This window comes from Paenarthrobacter sp. NPDC018779 (genome assembly GCF_044391085.1).
Lineage (GTDB): Bacteria > Actinomycetota > Actinomycetes > Actinomycetales > Micrococcaceae > Arthrobacter.
Genome location: NZ_JBIRZS010000016.1, coordinates 25,667 through 39,800, shown reverse-complemented (window position 1 = coordinate 39,800; position 14,134 = coordinate 25,667). Strand labels below are relative to the sequence as shown.

General features: G+C 63.1%; 13 protein-coding genes. 4 read left to right on the top strand and 9 right to left on the bottom strand.

Annotated elements, in window-relative coordinates; translation table 11 throughout:
* Nucleotides 1–120: 120 nt before the first annotated feature.
* Both ACH488_RS15810 and ACH488_RS15805 read left to right on the top strand, forming a co-directional pair.
* Nucleotides 121–516 carry a helix-turn-helix domain-containing protein gene (locus tag ACH488_RS15810; protein WP_397325512.1) on the top strand — a complete coding sequence of 132 codons (396 nt, stop codon included), beginning with the start codon at nt 121–123 and terminating at the stop codon, nt 514–516.
* A 155-nt stretch (nt 517–671) separates the two neighbouring features.
* The gene (locus ACH488_RS15805) at nt 672–1,343 is read left to right on the top strand and encodes a DUF3039 domain-containing protein (protein ID WP_397325511.1); all 672 of its coding nucleotides are present in this window, start codon (nt 672–674) and stop codon (nt 1,341–1,343) included.
* A 30-nt stretch (nt 1,344–1,373) separates the two neighbouring features.
* Here the strand turns inward: ACH488_RS15805 and ACH488_RS15800 are convergent, their stop codons facing one another.
* Together ACH488_RS15800 and ACH488_RS15795 are read right to left on the bottom strand one after the other, a co-directional pair.
* Entirely contained in the window at nt 1,374–2,324 is a 951-nt protein-coding gene (locus ACH488_RS15800) for a lipid kinase (RefSeq protein ID WP_397325510.1), read from the bottom strand.
* Between the two features lie 46 nt (nt 2,325–2,370).
* Nucleotides 2,371–3,144: a hypothetical protein gene (locus ACH488_RS15795; protein WP_397325509.1), complete on the bottom strand. Its 774-nt coding sequence runs from the start codon at nt 3,142–3,144 to the stop codon at nt 2,371–2,373.
* Nucleotides 3,145–3,305: 161 nt separating this feature from the next.
* On the opposite strand from ACH488_RS15795, the gene ACH488_RS15790 reads away from it, so the two are divergent.
* On the top strand, nt 3,306–4,853 hold the full coding sequence (locus ACH488_RS15790) for a hypothetical protein (protein WP_397325508.1): 1,548 nt from the start codon (nt 3,306–3,308) through the stop codon (nt 4,851–4,853).
* An 11-nt stretch (nt 4,854–4,864) separates the two neighbouring features.
* Here ACH488_RS15790 and ACH488_RS15785 read toward each other — a convergent pair whose 3' ends face one another.
* The 7 genes from ACH488_RS15785 to ACH488_RS15755 all read right to left on the bottom strand — a co-directional run bounded on the left by ACH488_RS15785 (nt 4,865) and on the right by ACH488_RS15755 (nt 12,219).
* Nucleotides 4,865–5,644, bottom strand: coding sequence for an enoyl-CoA hydratase/isomerase family protein (locus tag ACH488_RS15785; RefSeq protein WP_397325507.1), 780 nt, complete (start codon nt 5,642–5,644; stop codon nt 4,865–4,867).
* Between the two features lie 9 nt (nt 5,645–5,653).
* Nucleotides 5,654–6,859, bottom strand: coding sequence for a 1,2-phenylacetyl-CoA epoxidase subunit PaaE (gene paaE, locus ACH488_RS15780; protein WP_397325506.1), 1,206 nt, complete (start codon nt 6,857–6,859; stop codon nt 5,654–5,656).
* A gap of 8 nt (nt 6,860–6,867) precedes the next feature.
* Nucleotides 6,868–7,416, bottom strand: coding sequence for a 1,2-phenylacetyl-CoA epoxidase subunit PaaD (gene paaD / locus ACH488_RS15775; RefSeq protein ID WP_397325505.1), 549 nt, complete (start codon nt 7,414–7,416; stop codon nt 6,868–6,870).
* A 5-nt stretch (nt 7,417–7,421) separates the two neighbouring features.
* Nucleotides 7,422–8,345 carry a 1,2-phenylacetyl-CoA epoxidase subunit PaaC gene (gene paaC, locus ACH488_RS15770; RefSeq protein WP_397325504.1) on the bottom strand — a complete coding sequence of 308 codons (924 nt, stop codon included), beginning with the start codon at nt 8,343–8,345 and terminating at the stop codon, nt 7,422–7,424.
* Entirely contained in the window at nt 8,342–8,740 is a 399-nt protein-coding gene (paaB, locus tag ACH488_RS15765) for a 1,2-phenylacetyl-CoA epoxidase subunit PaaB (RefSeq protein ID WP_397325503.1), read from the bottom strand. Before paaB ends, paaC begins: the two co-directional genes overlap by 4 nt.
* The gene (gene paaA / locus ACH488_RS15760) at nt 8,740–9,735 is read right to left on the bottom strand and encodes a 1,2-phenylacetyl-CoA epoxidase subunit PaaA (RefSeq protein ID WP_397325502.1); all 996 of its coding nucleotides are present in this window, start codon (nt 9,733–9,735) and stop codon (nt 8,740–8,742) included. Before paaA ends, paaB begins: the two co-directional genes overlap by 1 nt.
* Before the next feature lie 123 nt (nt 9,736–9,858).
* The gene (locus ACH488_RS15755; RefSeq protein ID WP_397325501.1) at nt 9,859–12,219 is read right to left on the bottom strand and encodes a glycosyltransferase family 2 protein; all 2,361 of its coding nucleotides are present in this window, start codon (nt 12,217–12,219) and stop codon (nt 9,859–9,861) included.
* Nucleotides 12,220–12,475: 256 nt separating this feature from the next.
* On the opposite strand from ACH488_RS15755, the gene ACH488_RS15750 reads away from it, so the two are divergent.
* Entirely contained in the window at nt 12,476–13,999 is a 1,524-nt protein-coding gene (locus ACH488_RS15750) for a chitinase (RefSeq protein WP_397325500.1), read from the top strand.
* Nucleotides 14,000–14,134: the final 135 nt, after the last annotated feature.

The following is a 14,134-nucleotide window of genomic DNA, read 5'->3' as shown; positions in this document are numbered from 1 at the left end:
GAGCTACTCTCGATCCGTCTAAGTTGACTTCCGCCCCCCATCGGTGACACTTGTGACATATAGAAATCCGGATCCTCATTGAGCACTTCCGGTTGCCACACAAGAATCAGGTGATCTCCCATGCCTACGCTCACCGTAACCGCCAATGCAACACCCCAGGAAACACTCTCCGCCCTCGACGGCTTTGTCGCGACACTTCCGGAGGGTGATGCACGCAATGCCATTGAGGCTTTCGTGGAAACACTTCGATCCGGTCGGGACGTAATTATCGCTGGCGCAGATGACGCGCTAACCCCGAACCAAGCAGCCAAGATCCTCGGCGTCAGCCGGGCCCATTTCTATAAGGTCTTGGACTCCGGAGCCATCCCGTTTACAGTCGTCGGTGCCCGGGACCGCCGCATTGCGATGGCAGACATCCGTGACTACGCCGCAAGAGCCGAAGAGTTGCGCCGAATGACTGCCGAGAACAATGCAAACGTACGTTCGACACGTGCTCTTGCAATCGACGAAATGTAATTGCTCCGACTAGCCTGACGGAATGGCATATCACCGACGAGTAACCCTGCGGTGTCTTTGCGAGGACCTAACAACCGGATGGGGAAGAGCACGTATGGCTGTGCGCTGGCGGGATTCGCGCGGATGGTGACGCCAGAGACTTCTACGCCGGATTCATGGACTCGATCCTCGCTGACGGCCCTTCACGGTACCTCCCCGCCGCTGCCGACATTCGGCTGCAAGACGTGGAGACGAAGGTTGCTCGTCGTGAAGCCTGGCTTGCCCAGTTGCGGCTCTCGGCGCTCGTCTGCCTATCTGAATGCAGCGACTCAGAAGAATCACGGTCTCTTCACGTGCCTTCCCCGTCGCCTGCCTTGGTTGCCGACCCGCTCCTGCACCTAACCTTTGAACTCGAACAAGTCGAGTTCGACGACGACAAACTCGTGGAGGTGTTCCTGCGAGTGCAGAGAATGGACCACAGCCGCCCGAACCTGATGAGTACTGCCGTAGAGACGCTGAAAAGCGTGATTGAGCCCGTCGCCGACGCTTGGAGAGTACTTCCGGGGGTCGGAACCGATGAGATCTGGTCAACTCTTGTCAGCGCGAATGTCGTCAACCAAGCGAAAGTCGCGGCCGACACTGGTGTTCTTCCAGCTCATCTACAACAAACCCAAGTCAAACTTGGCGTGCAGGCGCATTACACACGCAAGGAACAAATCGTTGAAGCCAGCGTTGAAGGCAACGCTGTGAGGGCTTTATGCGGAACGTGGTTCGTCCCGACATCCAATCCAGAGACAGTTCCTGTCTGTCCTTCTTGCAAAGCAGCGCACGAAAAACTGGCCGTATAACATGTGAAGTGAACGCCGATCCGCGGCGAGTCACTTCACAGGACCATCGAACGTGGCACTCGTGCTCCCCTGCGGCACCACCACATGGACCGCGTTCCGCTGCACACTGAAGTCCGTGGGCGTTTCGGTGGCGATCTCGCCGTCGAGGTTCACTGACAACGGCGGCTCGGTGACCAGCCGGACGTTTCGGGTTTCCAAGTGGTACACGCGGTCGTGCTCAACGAAGCTCCCGTCCTTCAGCAGTCGCGCGATCTTGACATGCTCCCGGAGCGGCGCGGCGAGGATGGCGTAGATGTCCAGGGTGTGGTCGTCTATTCCGGCCATGGGCGAGACGGTGTTCCCGCCCCCATAGTGCCGGCCGTTTCCCACGGCCACCTGAAGCAAGTCCTCAAGCTCCAGGGTTTGGTGGTCCCCGTCCGGGAACTCCAGTCGCGCCCGGAATGGTTGGTGGCGGGCGTACGCCTGAACCGTGGCGACACCATAGGCGAGAGGGCCAATGTGCTTCTTCAAGCGTGGGCTGAGGGCTTCGGTCACACCCACCGAGAGGCCTACTGAGGCAACGTTGAGGAACGGCTTGCCGTTGGCGCGCCCGAGGTCGATGTCCACGATTTTCCCATCGGCCACAACGGCACACGCTTCGGCGAGGCCACTGGGGATCTCGAGTGTCCGGGCAAGGTCGTTCGCCGTGCCAAGCGGAAGAACACCCAAGGCGATCTCCGTGCCGGCCAAAAGCCCCGCCGCGAAGCTCACCGTGCCATCCCCGCCGCCGACCACCACAAGGTCGTGCTCCTCCGCGATTACCCGTTCAAGTGCTGCCCCCAGCTCCGCGCCGGAGGAAACCGCGTGCACCGAGGAAAGGGGCAAGCCTGCCTCCCGCATCGCAGCGACGGCGGCGTCAGTGGCAGCGGCACCACGACGCGACGCGGCATTGATCACCACGGCAGCAGAGCGTACGTCCCGGGCAGAAGTCATGTGGTCCATGGTAGGTCGCCGCACCTGGGAGAAGCCTGCGTACTGACTGGACGGCCTACTGCCTGGCCCAGGTACCGCAGCCGTGGGTGGTGAATCTCTGCCCCTTGCTCAGTTTCACCACGGGGTATCCACTGATGACGGCGCCCATGGTGCCGTCACTTCCTCCCCCGGGCCTGGTAATCCGCCAGTAGCACCCGTCGGTGACTTCGTTCACCGTCTTGTACTCGCCTGCCGCCACGTCTTCTCCTACCAGCCACACGCCTTCCACGATGGTGCCCGCAGCGGCGGGTGCGGCAACCGGCGTCGAGCCCTTCCATGTTTCAACACCAGCGGCGATGCCGCCCAGCAGCAGCGACGCAGCACCGGCGATGGCAACTGCTGCTGCGGCTCTCCTGCCGGGGAGCCTGGCCCAGGAAGCCCTCTTGAACACGAGCGCGTAGAGTCCGGTGATCGCCGCCGCCACGCCAAGCAAAACCAGGATGGCCTCGCCGCTGCCAAGCACTGCGGCCACCAAGGCAACAATGGCCAGGAGTGAGCCCGTGAACCAGAATGACGGGCCAAACGCCCCGCGCGCTCTCGACGGGTACGGCGCCGGTGCTGGCACAGGCACAGGCCCGGGGCCGGGGCCGGGCACAGCGTACGACGGCGGTACAGGCGCCGGATACGCCTGGTAGGGAAAGGGCTGCTGCACAAACTGCGGCGGCTGGTAGTACTGCGGCATAGGCGGCGGGTACGACGGCGGCGCGAAACCTTGGGGCTGGAGCGGCGGCGCTCCCACGGGTTGCGTCGGTTGCCGGCCGTGGACCGAATCGCTCGTCTCGTTGGTCACTGAACCCCCATGAATGTTCCGGACGCGACTCCGCGCCGACGCAACAGTAACACCGCCACCGATGTCCGCTATCCTCTATGTCAGCCACGTCCAGTTGGCAATCTCTGGTTTGGAACAAACACCGAACAGGTGCTGAACCTCAAACGTTCCTTGGGGGAACCATGATGTCATCCGCCTCCACCGCCCGTGGGCGAAAGCACTTCAAGCTTCTCGGCGTGGGCCTGGCCGCTGTGGGAGCGATGCTGTTGTCCTCCTGTGTTGCCATCCCCCTGCCGGGAATGCCGAAGGCAACACCCACCTCGCCGGCCCCAACCAAGGCGCCCAATGCGCGGAACACCGAAACCACGACGGCGGCATGGGAAGTTCCGCTCGAACCCCTGGGACAGCCTGTGGTTTCCGACGGCGTCGCACTGGTTTACGCCAAAGCTTCCGGCGGAGTGGAGGCGCACGCCATCTCTGTTTCCACTGGCAAGGAGCTCTGGAAACAACCCGTGCATCCCGGCTACGAAGCTCCCGCGGTCCCCTTGGAACCCGCCGTGACCAGGACCGCCTCGGGCAGGAGCGCTGCTATTTTCCTGCAGGCGAGCCCACCGCCGAAAGACACCGACGGCTCCATCGCATGGTGGACAGCTGCTGTGGCGTTTGACCTGCAAACAGGCAAGGAGTTGTATCGCGGTCGGCCGGAATTGGTCAGCACCCGTCCCTTTGCCTGCGACGACATCGAGGACATGTGCTTCATTGCCTTCGACGAGACAGCGACGACACTGGAACATTGGGTGGACCTCGATGCAGGCGAGGAGTTTGCCGGCCCTGACGTCACCCCGCTCACCGGCAACTTCAGGCCAGTGGGCAAGCAGCTCTACTCAGTGGTGGAGGGCGGGGTCGAGAAGCTTGCCCACGTCTCCTACGGCGAGGTCCTGTGGGAGGTCGACTTGGAGACGTTGTTCGGCAAGGGCGCCACCACGGACATGGGAGGCTACTTCACGTACTCCGAAAAGCTGGACTTGTACGTCGGCTCAGTTGGAATCAATCCGACAGGCACACCGCCCGACAAGTTCATGGAGCGGACCTTCACCTTGAACCTGCGCGAAACCACCAAAACCGTTGGTTTCCGTGCCTCCAGCGCCAGGCTGCTGTGGTCTGCCGAGGGGTCGCATCTGGACTGCGCCAAATCTGTTGGGACCGCAGCTACCAAGCTGGGAGACGGTGAGGCTCTGCCTGTCCGCTGCGAATACATCGACGGTTCCATCGAGTTTCCCTCCGCAACGTATCGGGGCGGACATTCGAAGGTGGTCGGCTACGATCCGCTGACAGGCCACGCAGAGTGGGAAAGCAAGCCCGTGGAACTGCGGACATGGAATACTTACGGTCTGCTGCCCTCGGCAACCCGTGGTGACAGGGTCATTGCCGGCACCTTCTATAGCGCGAACCTGTTGGACACGCGCACCGGGAAGTACGGCGGGACCACCTTCGAGGACGTCTTCGTTTGCCTAAAGCCCACCACGTACACCACTCCGCCCAACGGCCCCTACGAAGACGTACCAGGAACCGGCTCCTATTCCGCCTTCCCCTGTACGAAGGGCGGAACCGCCGTCCCGTCGTTCACCTACGGCGCCCTCACCGACGTCGACACCACGGACAACGGGATCGCCGTCATTTCCCTGGAGGGCAAAGTGGCCGGCTACAAGCTCCTCAAAGACTTCACCTAGGCCCCACCGGGCTATCCCTTGAAAACCGGGGGGCGCTTCTCCTGGAACGCGCGGAAACCCTCGGCGTAGTCGTCGGTCTTGCACAGGCGTGCCTGCTCGGTGTTCTCCTCGGCCATGGACTCCCAAAGTCCCAGCCGCTGGTCGCGGATGTGCGCCACGAGCTCCTTGGAGGCGACGAACGCCTGCGTGGCTCCGGAGGCCACGCGTTCCACAATGGCACGCGTTGTAGCCAGCAAAGCGTCGTCCGGCATGGCACGGCTGAACAGGCCCTGCGCCACGGCCTCCGAGCCTGAAATGAGGTCCGCCGTGTAGATCAGGTCCAGGGTGCGGTGCATGCCCAAGCGCTCGGTGAAGTACCAGTGCCCGCCCGAGTCGAGAGTGGCCCCGAGCTTGGCAAATGGGGATCCGAACTTGGCATTCTCCGCCACGTACACCACGTCCGTAGCCAACAAAAGCCCCAATCCAACCCCCAGGCAGGCCCCGTGCGCGGCCGCGAAAGTGGGCGCAGGAAAAGAAGCCATCTTCTTCAGCAGCGGCTCGACCAGTCCTCCGAGGTACGCCTGCGCATCGTCGGTTTCGGGCGTAACTCCGGCAATGTCGCGGCCGGCGCAGAAGGCGCGTCCCTCTCCGCGAAGGAGCAGCGCCCGCACTTCACCGCGGGAGGCGGCGGCAGCAGCGTCGTCGTACGCCTTGCCCAACTCAACCAGCGCGTCCTCGTTGAGCGAGTTCAGCTTTTCCGGGGCGTTAAGGACAATCTCGGCAATGCCGTTTTCAAGGGAGAGCTCGATCATGGGGACTCCTTAGACGTCGAAGTCGACGGTCACTTCTTCGCTGGTGGGGTGGGCCTGGCAGGTGAGGACGTAGCCCTTGTCCAGCTCGTCCTGCTCCAGGGCGTAATTCTCATCCATGGTCACGGTTCCGGTCACCAGCTTGGCACGGCAGGTGCCGCACACACCGCCGGCACACGCGAAGGGCACATCCGGACGGACACGCAGCGCGGCGTTGAGGATCGATTCGCGGGCGTGCGTCGGACTCGCGACGTCGCCGGTGAGACCGTCCAGCTTGAACGTGATCTTGAACGTTTCCTGCGACTCGTCCTCCACAACGGGACGGCCGGCATGACCCTCGGGACGGTCCGGGCGGCCGGTGGTGAACAGCTCGAAACGGACGTGCTCCGGCTCGACGCCACGGGCAGCGAGCGTGTCGCGGCACAGCTGGACCAGCTCGAACGGACCGCACAGGAACCATTCGTCCACGTCCTCCGCATGGATGGCAGAAGAGAGCAGCGACTGCAGTTTCTCCGCGTCGATGCGGCCGGTCATGAGCGGGGCAATCCGCTGCTCACGGGACAACACGTGGTGCAGGGCCAGGCGCGACGGGTACTTGTCCTTCAAATCCGCCAGCTCCTCCAGGAACATCACGTCCATGGCGGCCTTGTTGGCGTAGATCAGGTCGAAGCGGGTCTCCGGGTTGGCGGCGAGCAGCGTCCGGGCGATCGCGATGACCGGTGTAATGCCGGATCCAGCGGCGATGGCCACGAAGCTCCCGGCGTCACCGGCAAGCTCCTCGGGGTGGTTCATGGAGTTCATCACGTTGTGCTGCACGGCCGCGCCATCCTTGCCGTGCCGGGAGATGAACGCACCCTGCGGGCTCATGACGTCCAGCACGTCACCGGCCTTCAGCTCGGCATTGGCCCACGTGGAAAAGATGCCGCCCAGGTCCTTCTTGATGGCCACCCGGATCTCGCTGCTGCCATCCTCGAAGCTGCGCGGCTCTGCGCAGATCGAGTAGCTGCGGCGGACCTCGTGCGGCTCGCCGTTCTCATCCGGCAGCGTGGTGCGCAGGGCAACGTACTGGCCTGGAAGGTAGTCGTACTGGCCGGCCAACTCCACCGGCACATCGAACGTGACCTCGATGGCATCGTCCGTGAGGCGCCGGACTTCCGAGACGGTCAGGTTGTGGAAAGACGCACGACGGCGGCTGGCCGTCTGGGTTTCGGTGGTCATGGATTTCCTTAGAGGACTTTGAAGTAGTCGAACGGCTCCTTGCAGTCCTGGCAGACGAACAACGCCTTGCAGGACGTGGAACCGAATCGGGTGAGTTCCTTGGTGTTCAGCGACGAACACTGCGGGCATTTCACGGCGAGGCTGAGCCGGACAGGCCCTGAATGGCCACCGGCAGCTGCACGGCCCGATGGCGGCGCGATGCCATACTCCTCCAGCTTGGCCTTGCCGGATTCAGTCATCCAGTCAGTGGTCCACGCCGGCGAGAGCACCAGGTTCACGTGCACGCTCGCGTACCCGGCGTTGCGGAACGCGGTCCGCAGGTCGTCACCGATCGCGTCCATCGCCGGGCAGCCCGAGTACGTGGGCGTGATGGTGACCTCGACGGCGGTAGGTGTGGCGCCGCCGTCGTGCGGTTCCTCATCCTGGGGTACTTCCGCAATCCGCACGCCGCGCAGGATCCCCAGGTCCTCGATGGTGAGCACGGGGATTTCCGGGTCGCAGACCGTGGACGCGATATCCCAGGCCCGCTGCTCCTCAGTCCTTGCGAGGGTTGCCATGCTGCTCACCAGCTCGCGCCGGGATGTTCACGGGCCAGGACCTGCATTTCGGCAAGGACGTAGCCAAGGTGTTCTGAGTGCTTGCCGCGACGTCCACCGCCCAGGGACTGCGGTGTGCCGGGAACCTCGAGCTCGGCTTCGGCCATGATTTCGCCGGTCAGCCGATCGAATGCCTCGCGAAGGCTGGACGGCTGCACGGTGACACCGGCCTCGGCCAGGCGCGTGGTGAGCTCGTCGTCCTCGAAAAGTTCGTCCACGTACGGCCACACGAGCTTGAAGCCCTGGATCATGCGTGCACGGGACTCGTCCGTACCGCCGGCCAGGCGCAGCACCCACTGGGCACTGTGGTCGCGGTGGTAGTCCACTTCCTTCACGGCCTTCGCCGCGATGGCTGCGATGGTGGGATCCGTGGACGCCATGAGCGCGGTGTACAGCTCGAACTGGTAGAAGCTCACAATGAACTGGCGCGCAATGGTCACCGCGAAGTCGCCGTTGGGCTGCTCGAACAGGTGCGCCGAACGGAACTCGTGTTCGCGGCGGAAGTAGGCCAGGTCGTCCTCGGACTTGCCCCAGGCGGCACCTGCGTAGGTCAGGAAGGAGCGGGCATGCCCCAACTGGTCCAGCGCGATGTTGCCAAGGGCAATGTCTTCTTCAAGCTCGGGTGCGCGGGAAATCCAGTGGCCCAGGCGCTGGGCCAGGATCAGACCGTCGTCGCCAATCCGCAGGGCGAACTCGGCAACGTCTTCGCTGGGCTTCACCTCGCCGCGGCGGATTTCAAGGGCGATGTCCTCGGGGCGCAGCGCGTTGCCCGGCGTGATGCGGGTGGCGCTGGCCGAACCGTCACCGGAGGCACCGGCGCCGTGCACGCCCACGGAAATGTCGCCGTGGCCGTCGATCGCGAAGTCAGTGTTCGTGTCGTGGGAAGTCACAGGTGCTTCACGCCTTCGCTCTTGGTGTAATACGTCGCGTGGCGGTAATCCTTGCCCTGGGGCGACTCGAAGAACGCGCCCTTGGAGTCCGGGTCACTGGAAGCGATGGCCTCGGCCGGGACAACCCAGATGGACACGCCTTCGTTGCGGCGGGTGTACAGGTCACGGGCATTCCGGAGGGCCATGGCCGCATCCGGGGCATGCAAGGAGCCGGCGTGGACGTGGGACAAGCCACGGCTGGAGCGGACAAAGACCTCCCACAGGGACCACGGCGTTTCGTGCGCCGCGCCGGAGGTGGCCGGTGCCGCCGTCGTGCTTGCCGCAACCTTGGGCGCCTCGCTGGCGACTTCGCCGGCGGCGCTGGCCGGTGCTTCGGGGTTTCCGTGAGGAGCCATTATGCTGCGTTCACTTTCTCTGCTTGCTTGCGGGCGTAGGCTGCGGCGGCTTCCCGAACCCAGGCGCCATCCTCGTGTGCCTCACGGCGGCGCTCGATGCGCTGCGAGTTGCAGGGACCGCGGCCGGCCAGGACTTCCTTGAACTCGTTCCAGTCCAGGGGCCCGTGCTCCCACTTCTTGGTCTCTTCGTTGAAGCGGACGTCCTTGTCCGGGAGGGTCAGGCCCAGGACCTTCACCTGCTCCACCATCATGCCGACGAACCGGCTGCGCAGCTCGTCGTTGCTGAACCGCTTGATGTTCCAGGCCATGGACTGCTTGGAGTTGGGTGAATCGTCATCCGGCGGGCCGAACATCATGAGCGACGGCGCGTACCAGCGGTTCACTGCGTCCTGGGCCATCTGCTTCTGCGCAGGCGTGCCGTTGGACAGTTCCAGCAGGATCTCGAAGCCCTGGCGCTGGTGGAAGGACTCTTCCTTGCAGATGCGCACCATTGCGCGGCCGTAAGGACCGTACGAGGCCCGGCACAGGGGCACCTGGTTGCAGATGGCCGCGCCATCAACAAGCCAGCCGATGGCTCCCATGTCCGCCCAGGAAATCGTGGGGTAGTTGAAGATGGACGAGTACCGGGCCTTGCCGGCAATGAGGTCTTCCATCATCTTGTCCCGGGTCTGCCCCAGCGTCTCTGCTGCGGAGTAGAGGTACAAGCCGTGGCCTGCCTCGTCCTGGACCTTCGCCATGAGGATGGACTTGCGCTTCAGGCTCGGTGCCCTGGTGATCCAGTTGGCCTCCGGCTGCATGCCGATGATTTCCGAGTGCGCGTGCTGCGAGATCTGGCGCAGCAAAGTCTTGCGGTAAGCCGCCGGCATCCAGTCGCGCGGTTCGATGCGCGAGTCTTCCGAGATGATGCGATCAAAGTACGCCTGACCGGCTGCCTCCCGCTCCTGTTCCTCCGGGGACAGCTCAGCGGGCACAGACTGCAGATTCTGCGATGCCATGGTTGCTCCTAATAAATTACCGACCGTTCGTTCAGAATATGCGGAGCGGGTGATTACAGTCAACCTTCAGAACGCAAAAACCCGGGCGCGGCATAGTGCCGGGCCCGGGTTTGGACGGATTGCTTAGCGCAGTGAGATTCGACGACGGCGGTCGGTTCCGCCGCGCAGGTCACGGTTGAGCCTGCGGTCACCGTGGTACAGGATGGACTTCCAGTCCACTTCTTCCGCGGTCTTGGGAACCACGAGCGACACCTCCGCTGCCTTGGTCTTGGGCGTGACGTAGAGCCAGTTGACGGCACCCAGGGCGATGTCCACCACGGAGTTCCAAATACCGATGTAGGCCTGGATGCAGCTCATGGCCAGCACGGCGTTCAAGGTGGCGAAGGCTACGTTGCCCCAGTTTTGCTGCTGCACGTCCCGCCAGATGGTCAGGACGGAGAACGCGACAATCAGGTACGGAATGAGCACGTAGATGGCCGGCGCGGCGGTCCGGTCCTTGACCTTGGGCGTGCGGACGAACGGAATCTTGTCGCCGGTCAGGCCCTGCTGGAGGGACTTGAGCACGCCGGCAAGGTTCACCGGAAGGAGGATGAGGTTGAAGCCGTAGATCCGGAAGATGTCGCTGAATCGGTGGCCACAATCCCGCAGGTCCGAACCCATGCACAGGAAGTAGGGCAAGGCAGCGATGAACACGGCCGGGCTTAGGAGCCTGCTGTCGTAGGGGTAGGCGAGCAGGAACAAGAGTCCAAAGCTGGCCCACGTGATGGAGGCCATGTAATTCACGCGCAGGAGCACCTCGCGGATGAGGATCCGTTGGCGCTGCATGCGTCGCTGGGACAACTGGTTCCACAACTTGGGCAGGATCAGGAGGCCGCCGTTGGCCCACCGGCGCCGCTGCACCACCAACGAACCGAAATCCGGTGGAGTGGCGCTGTAGCTCAGGCGTTCGGGGTAGTTCACCAGCGTCCAGCCATGGGTTCCCAGGTCGATGCTGGATTCGGTGTCCTCAATGACGGTCCGGTCCTGGATGTAGGTCCGGACCTCGAACCCTCCCACGGTTTCCACTTCAACAATGTCTTCCAAGGCACACTTGCGGATGATCGCGTTGGCTCCCACCCAGAAGGTGGCGCCGTAGTAGGACATGCCCTGGTGCAGGATGTGCTGGATGTCCGTGGTGGCACCCGCGATGCGCTCGATTCGCGTAGGGGCACCGCGGAACGAGGAATATGGAGTCTGGGTGACCGCCACGCGCTCGTTGCCGGCCGATTCCAGGAAGTACACCAACCGCAGGCAGTAGTCGCGCAGCAGGAGGGAATCGGCGTCGAGGGTCAACAGGTAGGTGCTGTCCGGCACCACCAGGTCATCCTCGCGCTCGGTGGTGGTAGGCCGCAGGACCACGCTTCCGTCCGTCTGGTCCTTCCGCCACCGCTTGCCCATGAGGGAGATGTACGCGTTGAGGTTCATGGCCTTGTTGGCCTCGTGGGACAGGCTGGCGTAGGCCTTCCGCTCAAACGTGTCCATGCGGACGTTGAAGATCCAGGTGAGGCGCAGGTACAACTGCTCCATGCGTTCCGGGCTCGGCGCCGTCTTTTGGGCCTTCGCTGCCTCCAGTGCCAGCAACACGAGCCTGAGTTCCCGGGCCAGGCCCATGATCACCAGATCAACAAAGAATTCGTCCACGTGGTCCTGCACGGACTCGGCTTCCGCCATGGCCTCCAGCCACTCCACGGCGGCCTCGTACTCGGCGATAAGCAACTGGAGTTCCTTGAGGGAGGCCGACGCTGCGTCAGAGGTGGCGGGTGAGTGGCCGTAGGCCGCACGGAAACTTTCCAAGGCCTTGGATGCACGCTGCGCCGGCCCGGACATGACTTTCTGGATCTGGCCTGCCAGGGCCCGTGTCTGATCCAGCCGCTGGATCTTTGCCGGGTCGGTGGGGTTGGGGGGATCATCCAAGAGCAGGACAACGCTCAGATCGGGGAATTCCTGCAATGCCGCGGACCAAAGCGTTCCACGGACCACGCCCGGCTCTTCGGCGTAAGAAGGCACCAAGACGGTAATGCCCTCCGAATACTCGGTGAAATGATTATCCAATTCACCCCGGGGTACACGGCGGTGCTCCTTGAATCTGTAAAGTGCCCCTTGGCGCGCCAAGAGGTACATCAGGGCAGAAAAGGTCAAGAAAGTAACTACAACAAGGTAAGAAACCGATTCCAGACCAAAACGGAATCCAGAGTTCGGGTTATCCACGAACTGCCGGATGATGGTGGAAACCACGTAATAAATCCACGAGGCGATCGTAACCAAAATAGCCAAACGGCCAAGAACGATCTTTCGCGACGATGGCGTCGGGTGCACTATGGCGAGCGGCTCCGACCTGCGTTCGGATCCCCACTGCCTCTTGCGTCCCTTGCCTTCCGCTGCTTCTTCAGGCGTTTCCGCCGAATTCCGCGCAAGATCAGGTGAATCAACCAGCTGGTCTGTCATGTTTCCCCATCAGACTGCATTACGGGACGTTGGGCCCGTTGTCCGGTTCGACGTGCGCCCTCTATGCCCCAAGTCACGTCGATTGCCCTTATAGTAATCGACGTTGGGCATCTGTTATTTCCTGTCTCTAAGGGTTGACAGCGCCGGTCTTATTCGGCAGCCCAGCACCACGTTTTGTACCAGCTCCACCTCAAAATTCCCCTCAACGTTTGGGTGTTCCATGTCGAAATATTTCCCAGGGCGAAAGCTCTCCATTGTGAGGCTTTCCGTTCTGTTGCTCCTTCTGGGAGGACTCGTAACTGCTGGAGTTGTTTCATGGCGCAGTTACACGGACACCCGGGCCGCGGCGGCTTCACCCTCTGTATTTGCCGGATACGTGGACGTCACGGCCACTCCGCGGTACGCGTTTGAACAGCCCGTCAATGCAAACGCAAAGTCCGTGGTCCTGTCCTTCATCGTCGCTGACGCCAAGGACGGTTGCACCCCGTCGTGGGGCACCTTCTACAGCATGGACGCGGCAGCCTCACAGTTGGACCTGGACCGTCGCATCGCCAGGCTGCGTCAGTCCGGAGGCAACGTGAGCGTCTCCTTCGGCGGCTTGACCAACAAGGAACTTTCCACTGCCTGCACCGACGAGACCAAGCTCAAAGCTGCCTACGCCAGCGTGGTGGACCGGTACGAACTGACCTCGATCGACCTGGATATCGAGGGTGCCGCCCTGTCAGACAAGGCGGCTTTGGCGCGTCTGGCCAAGTCCGTGGGAGAACTGCAGAAGGACAGGGCCGGGGACAAGGGCCTGGCGGTGTGGCTCACCCTTCCGGTGGCACCCAGCGGACTGACCGCTGAGGGAACGGCCGCAGTGAAGCAAATGCTGGACGCAGGCGTTGACCTGGCCGGCGTGAACATCATGACCATGGACTACGGCGAGAGCCGCGTTCCCGGCCAGTCGATGCTCCAGGCTTCCATTGCCGCGGCCGAGGCAACGCACGCCCAGTTGAGCGACGTGTTCAAGGCCGCCAACCAGGACCTCGGCGCCCAGACCCTGTGGCGGAAGATCGGCCTGACCCCCATGATCGGCCAGAACGACGTTGTTGCCGATGTCTTCACCCTGGCCGACGCCCAGGGCCTGCACGACTTCGCCGAGAACAAGGGCGTGGGCCGCATGTCCATGTGGTCCCTGAACCGCGATGCCGAGTGCGGCCCCAACTACCCCACCATTTCCGTGGTCTCCGATGCGTGCAGCGGTGTCTCCCAAGGTGGCGCCCTCTTCTCCGCCGTCCTTGGTGCCGACATTTCGGAGCAGGGTGCCCCGGCCTCCGCGGCGGTTCCTACGGACACCGGCACGGCGAGCGCAGTGGTTGACGATCCCGCCACGAGCCCGTACCCCATCTGGTCGCCCATCGCCACGTACTCCAAATCGGACCGCATTGTCTGGCAAGGCAATGTCTACGAGGCCAAGTGGTGGACCAAGAACGATGTGCCCAACAACCCCGTGGCCAACGGGGCAGCTGCACCATGGACGTTGATCGGCCCGGTCCTTCCTGGAGACAAGCCCCAACCGGAAGTAACAGTCCCGGCGGGGACGTATCCGGAATGGTCGTCCGCCACGGTTTACCGGAAGGGCGACCGGGTCATGTTCGACCAGAAGGTCTTCGAGGCCAAGTGGTGGGTCCAGGCCCAGAGCCCGGAGGCCGCCCTGCAGGGCTCCTCGGACACGGCGTGGACGAAGCTCTCCAACGAGGAACTGGCGAAACTTCTCTCCACCGCTTCACCTAAATAGTGCCCAGCACCTATCGGCGTGACGACTGATGCCGATAGGTGCTGATACTCAGGTGGGTTTCACGTATGCTCGCATCAGCGCGAGGGCAAGAGGCGCTGTTCGCTTTTGGTGGGGCCACGGTTGAAGGCAGGGGTT

Coding starts and splice junctions, on each gene's coding strand:
- paaE (WP_397325506.1), bottom strand. CDS start 6,859: ATGACCACCGAAACCCAGACGGCCAGCCGCCGTCGTGCGTCTTTCCAC.
- ACH488_RS15800 (WP_397325510.1), bottom strand. CDS start 2,324: ATGGACCACATGACTTCTGCCCGGGACGTACGCTCTGCTGCCGTGGTG.
- ACH488_RS15810 (WP_397325512.1), top strand. CDS start 121: ATGCCTACGCTCACCGTAACCGCCAATGCAACACCCCAGGAAACACTC.
- ACH488_RS15755 (WP_397325501.1), bottom strand. CDS start 12,219: ATGACAGACCAGCTGGTTGATTCACCTGATCTTGCGCGGAATTCGGCG.
- paaD (WP_397325505.1), bottom strand. CDS start 7,416: ATGGCAACCCTCGCAAGGACTGAGGAGCAGCGGGCCTGGGATATCGCG.
- paaA (WP_397325502.1), bottom strand. CDS start 9,735: ATGGCATCGCAGAATCTGCAGTCTGTGCCCGCTGAGCTGTCCCCGGAG.
- ACH488_RS15785 (WP_397325507.1), bottom strand. CDS start 5,644: ATGATCGAGCTCTCCCTTGAAAACGGCATTGCCGAGATTGTCCTTAAC.
- ACH488_RS15805 (WP_397325511.1), top strand. CDS start 672: ATGGACTCGATCCTCGCTGACGGCCCTTCACGGTACCTCCCCGCCGCT.
- paaB (WP_397325503.1), bottom strand. CDS start 8,740: ATGGCTCCTCACGGAAACCCCGAAGCACCGGCCAGCGCCGCCGGCGAA.
- ACH488_RS15790 (WP_397325508.1), top strand. CDS start 3,306: ATGATGTCATCCGCCTCCACCGCCCGTGGGCGAAAGCACTTCAAGCTT.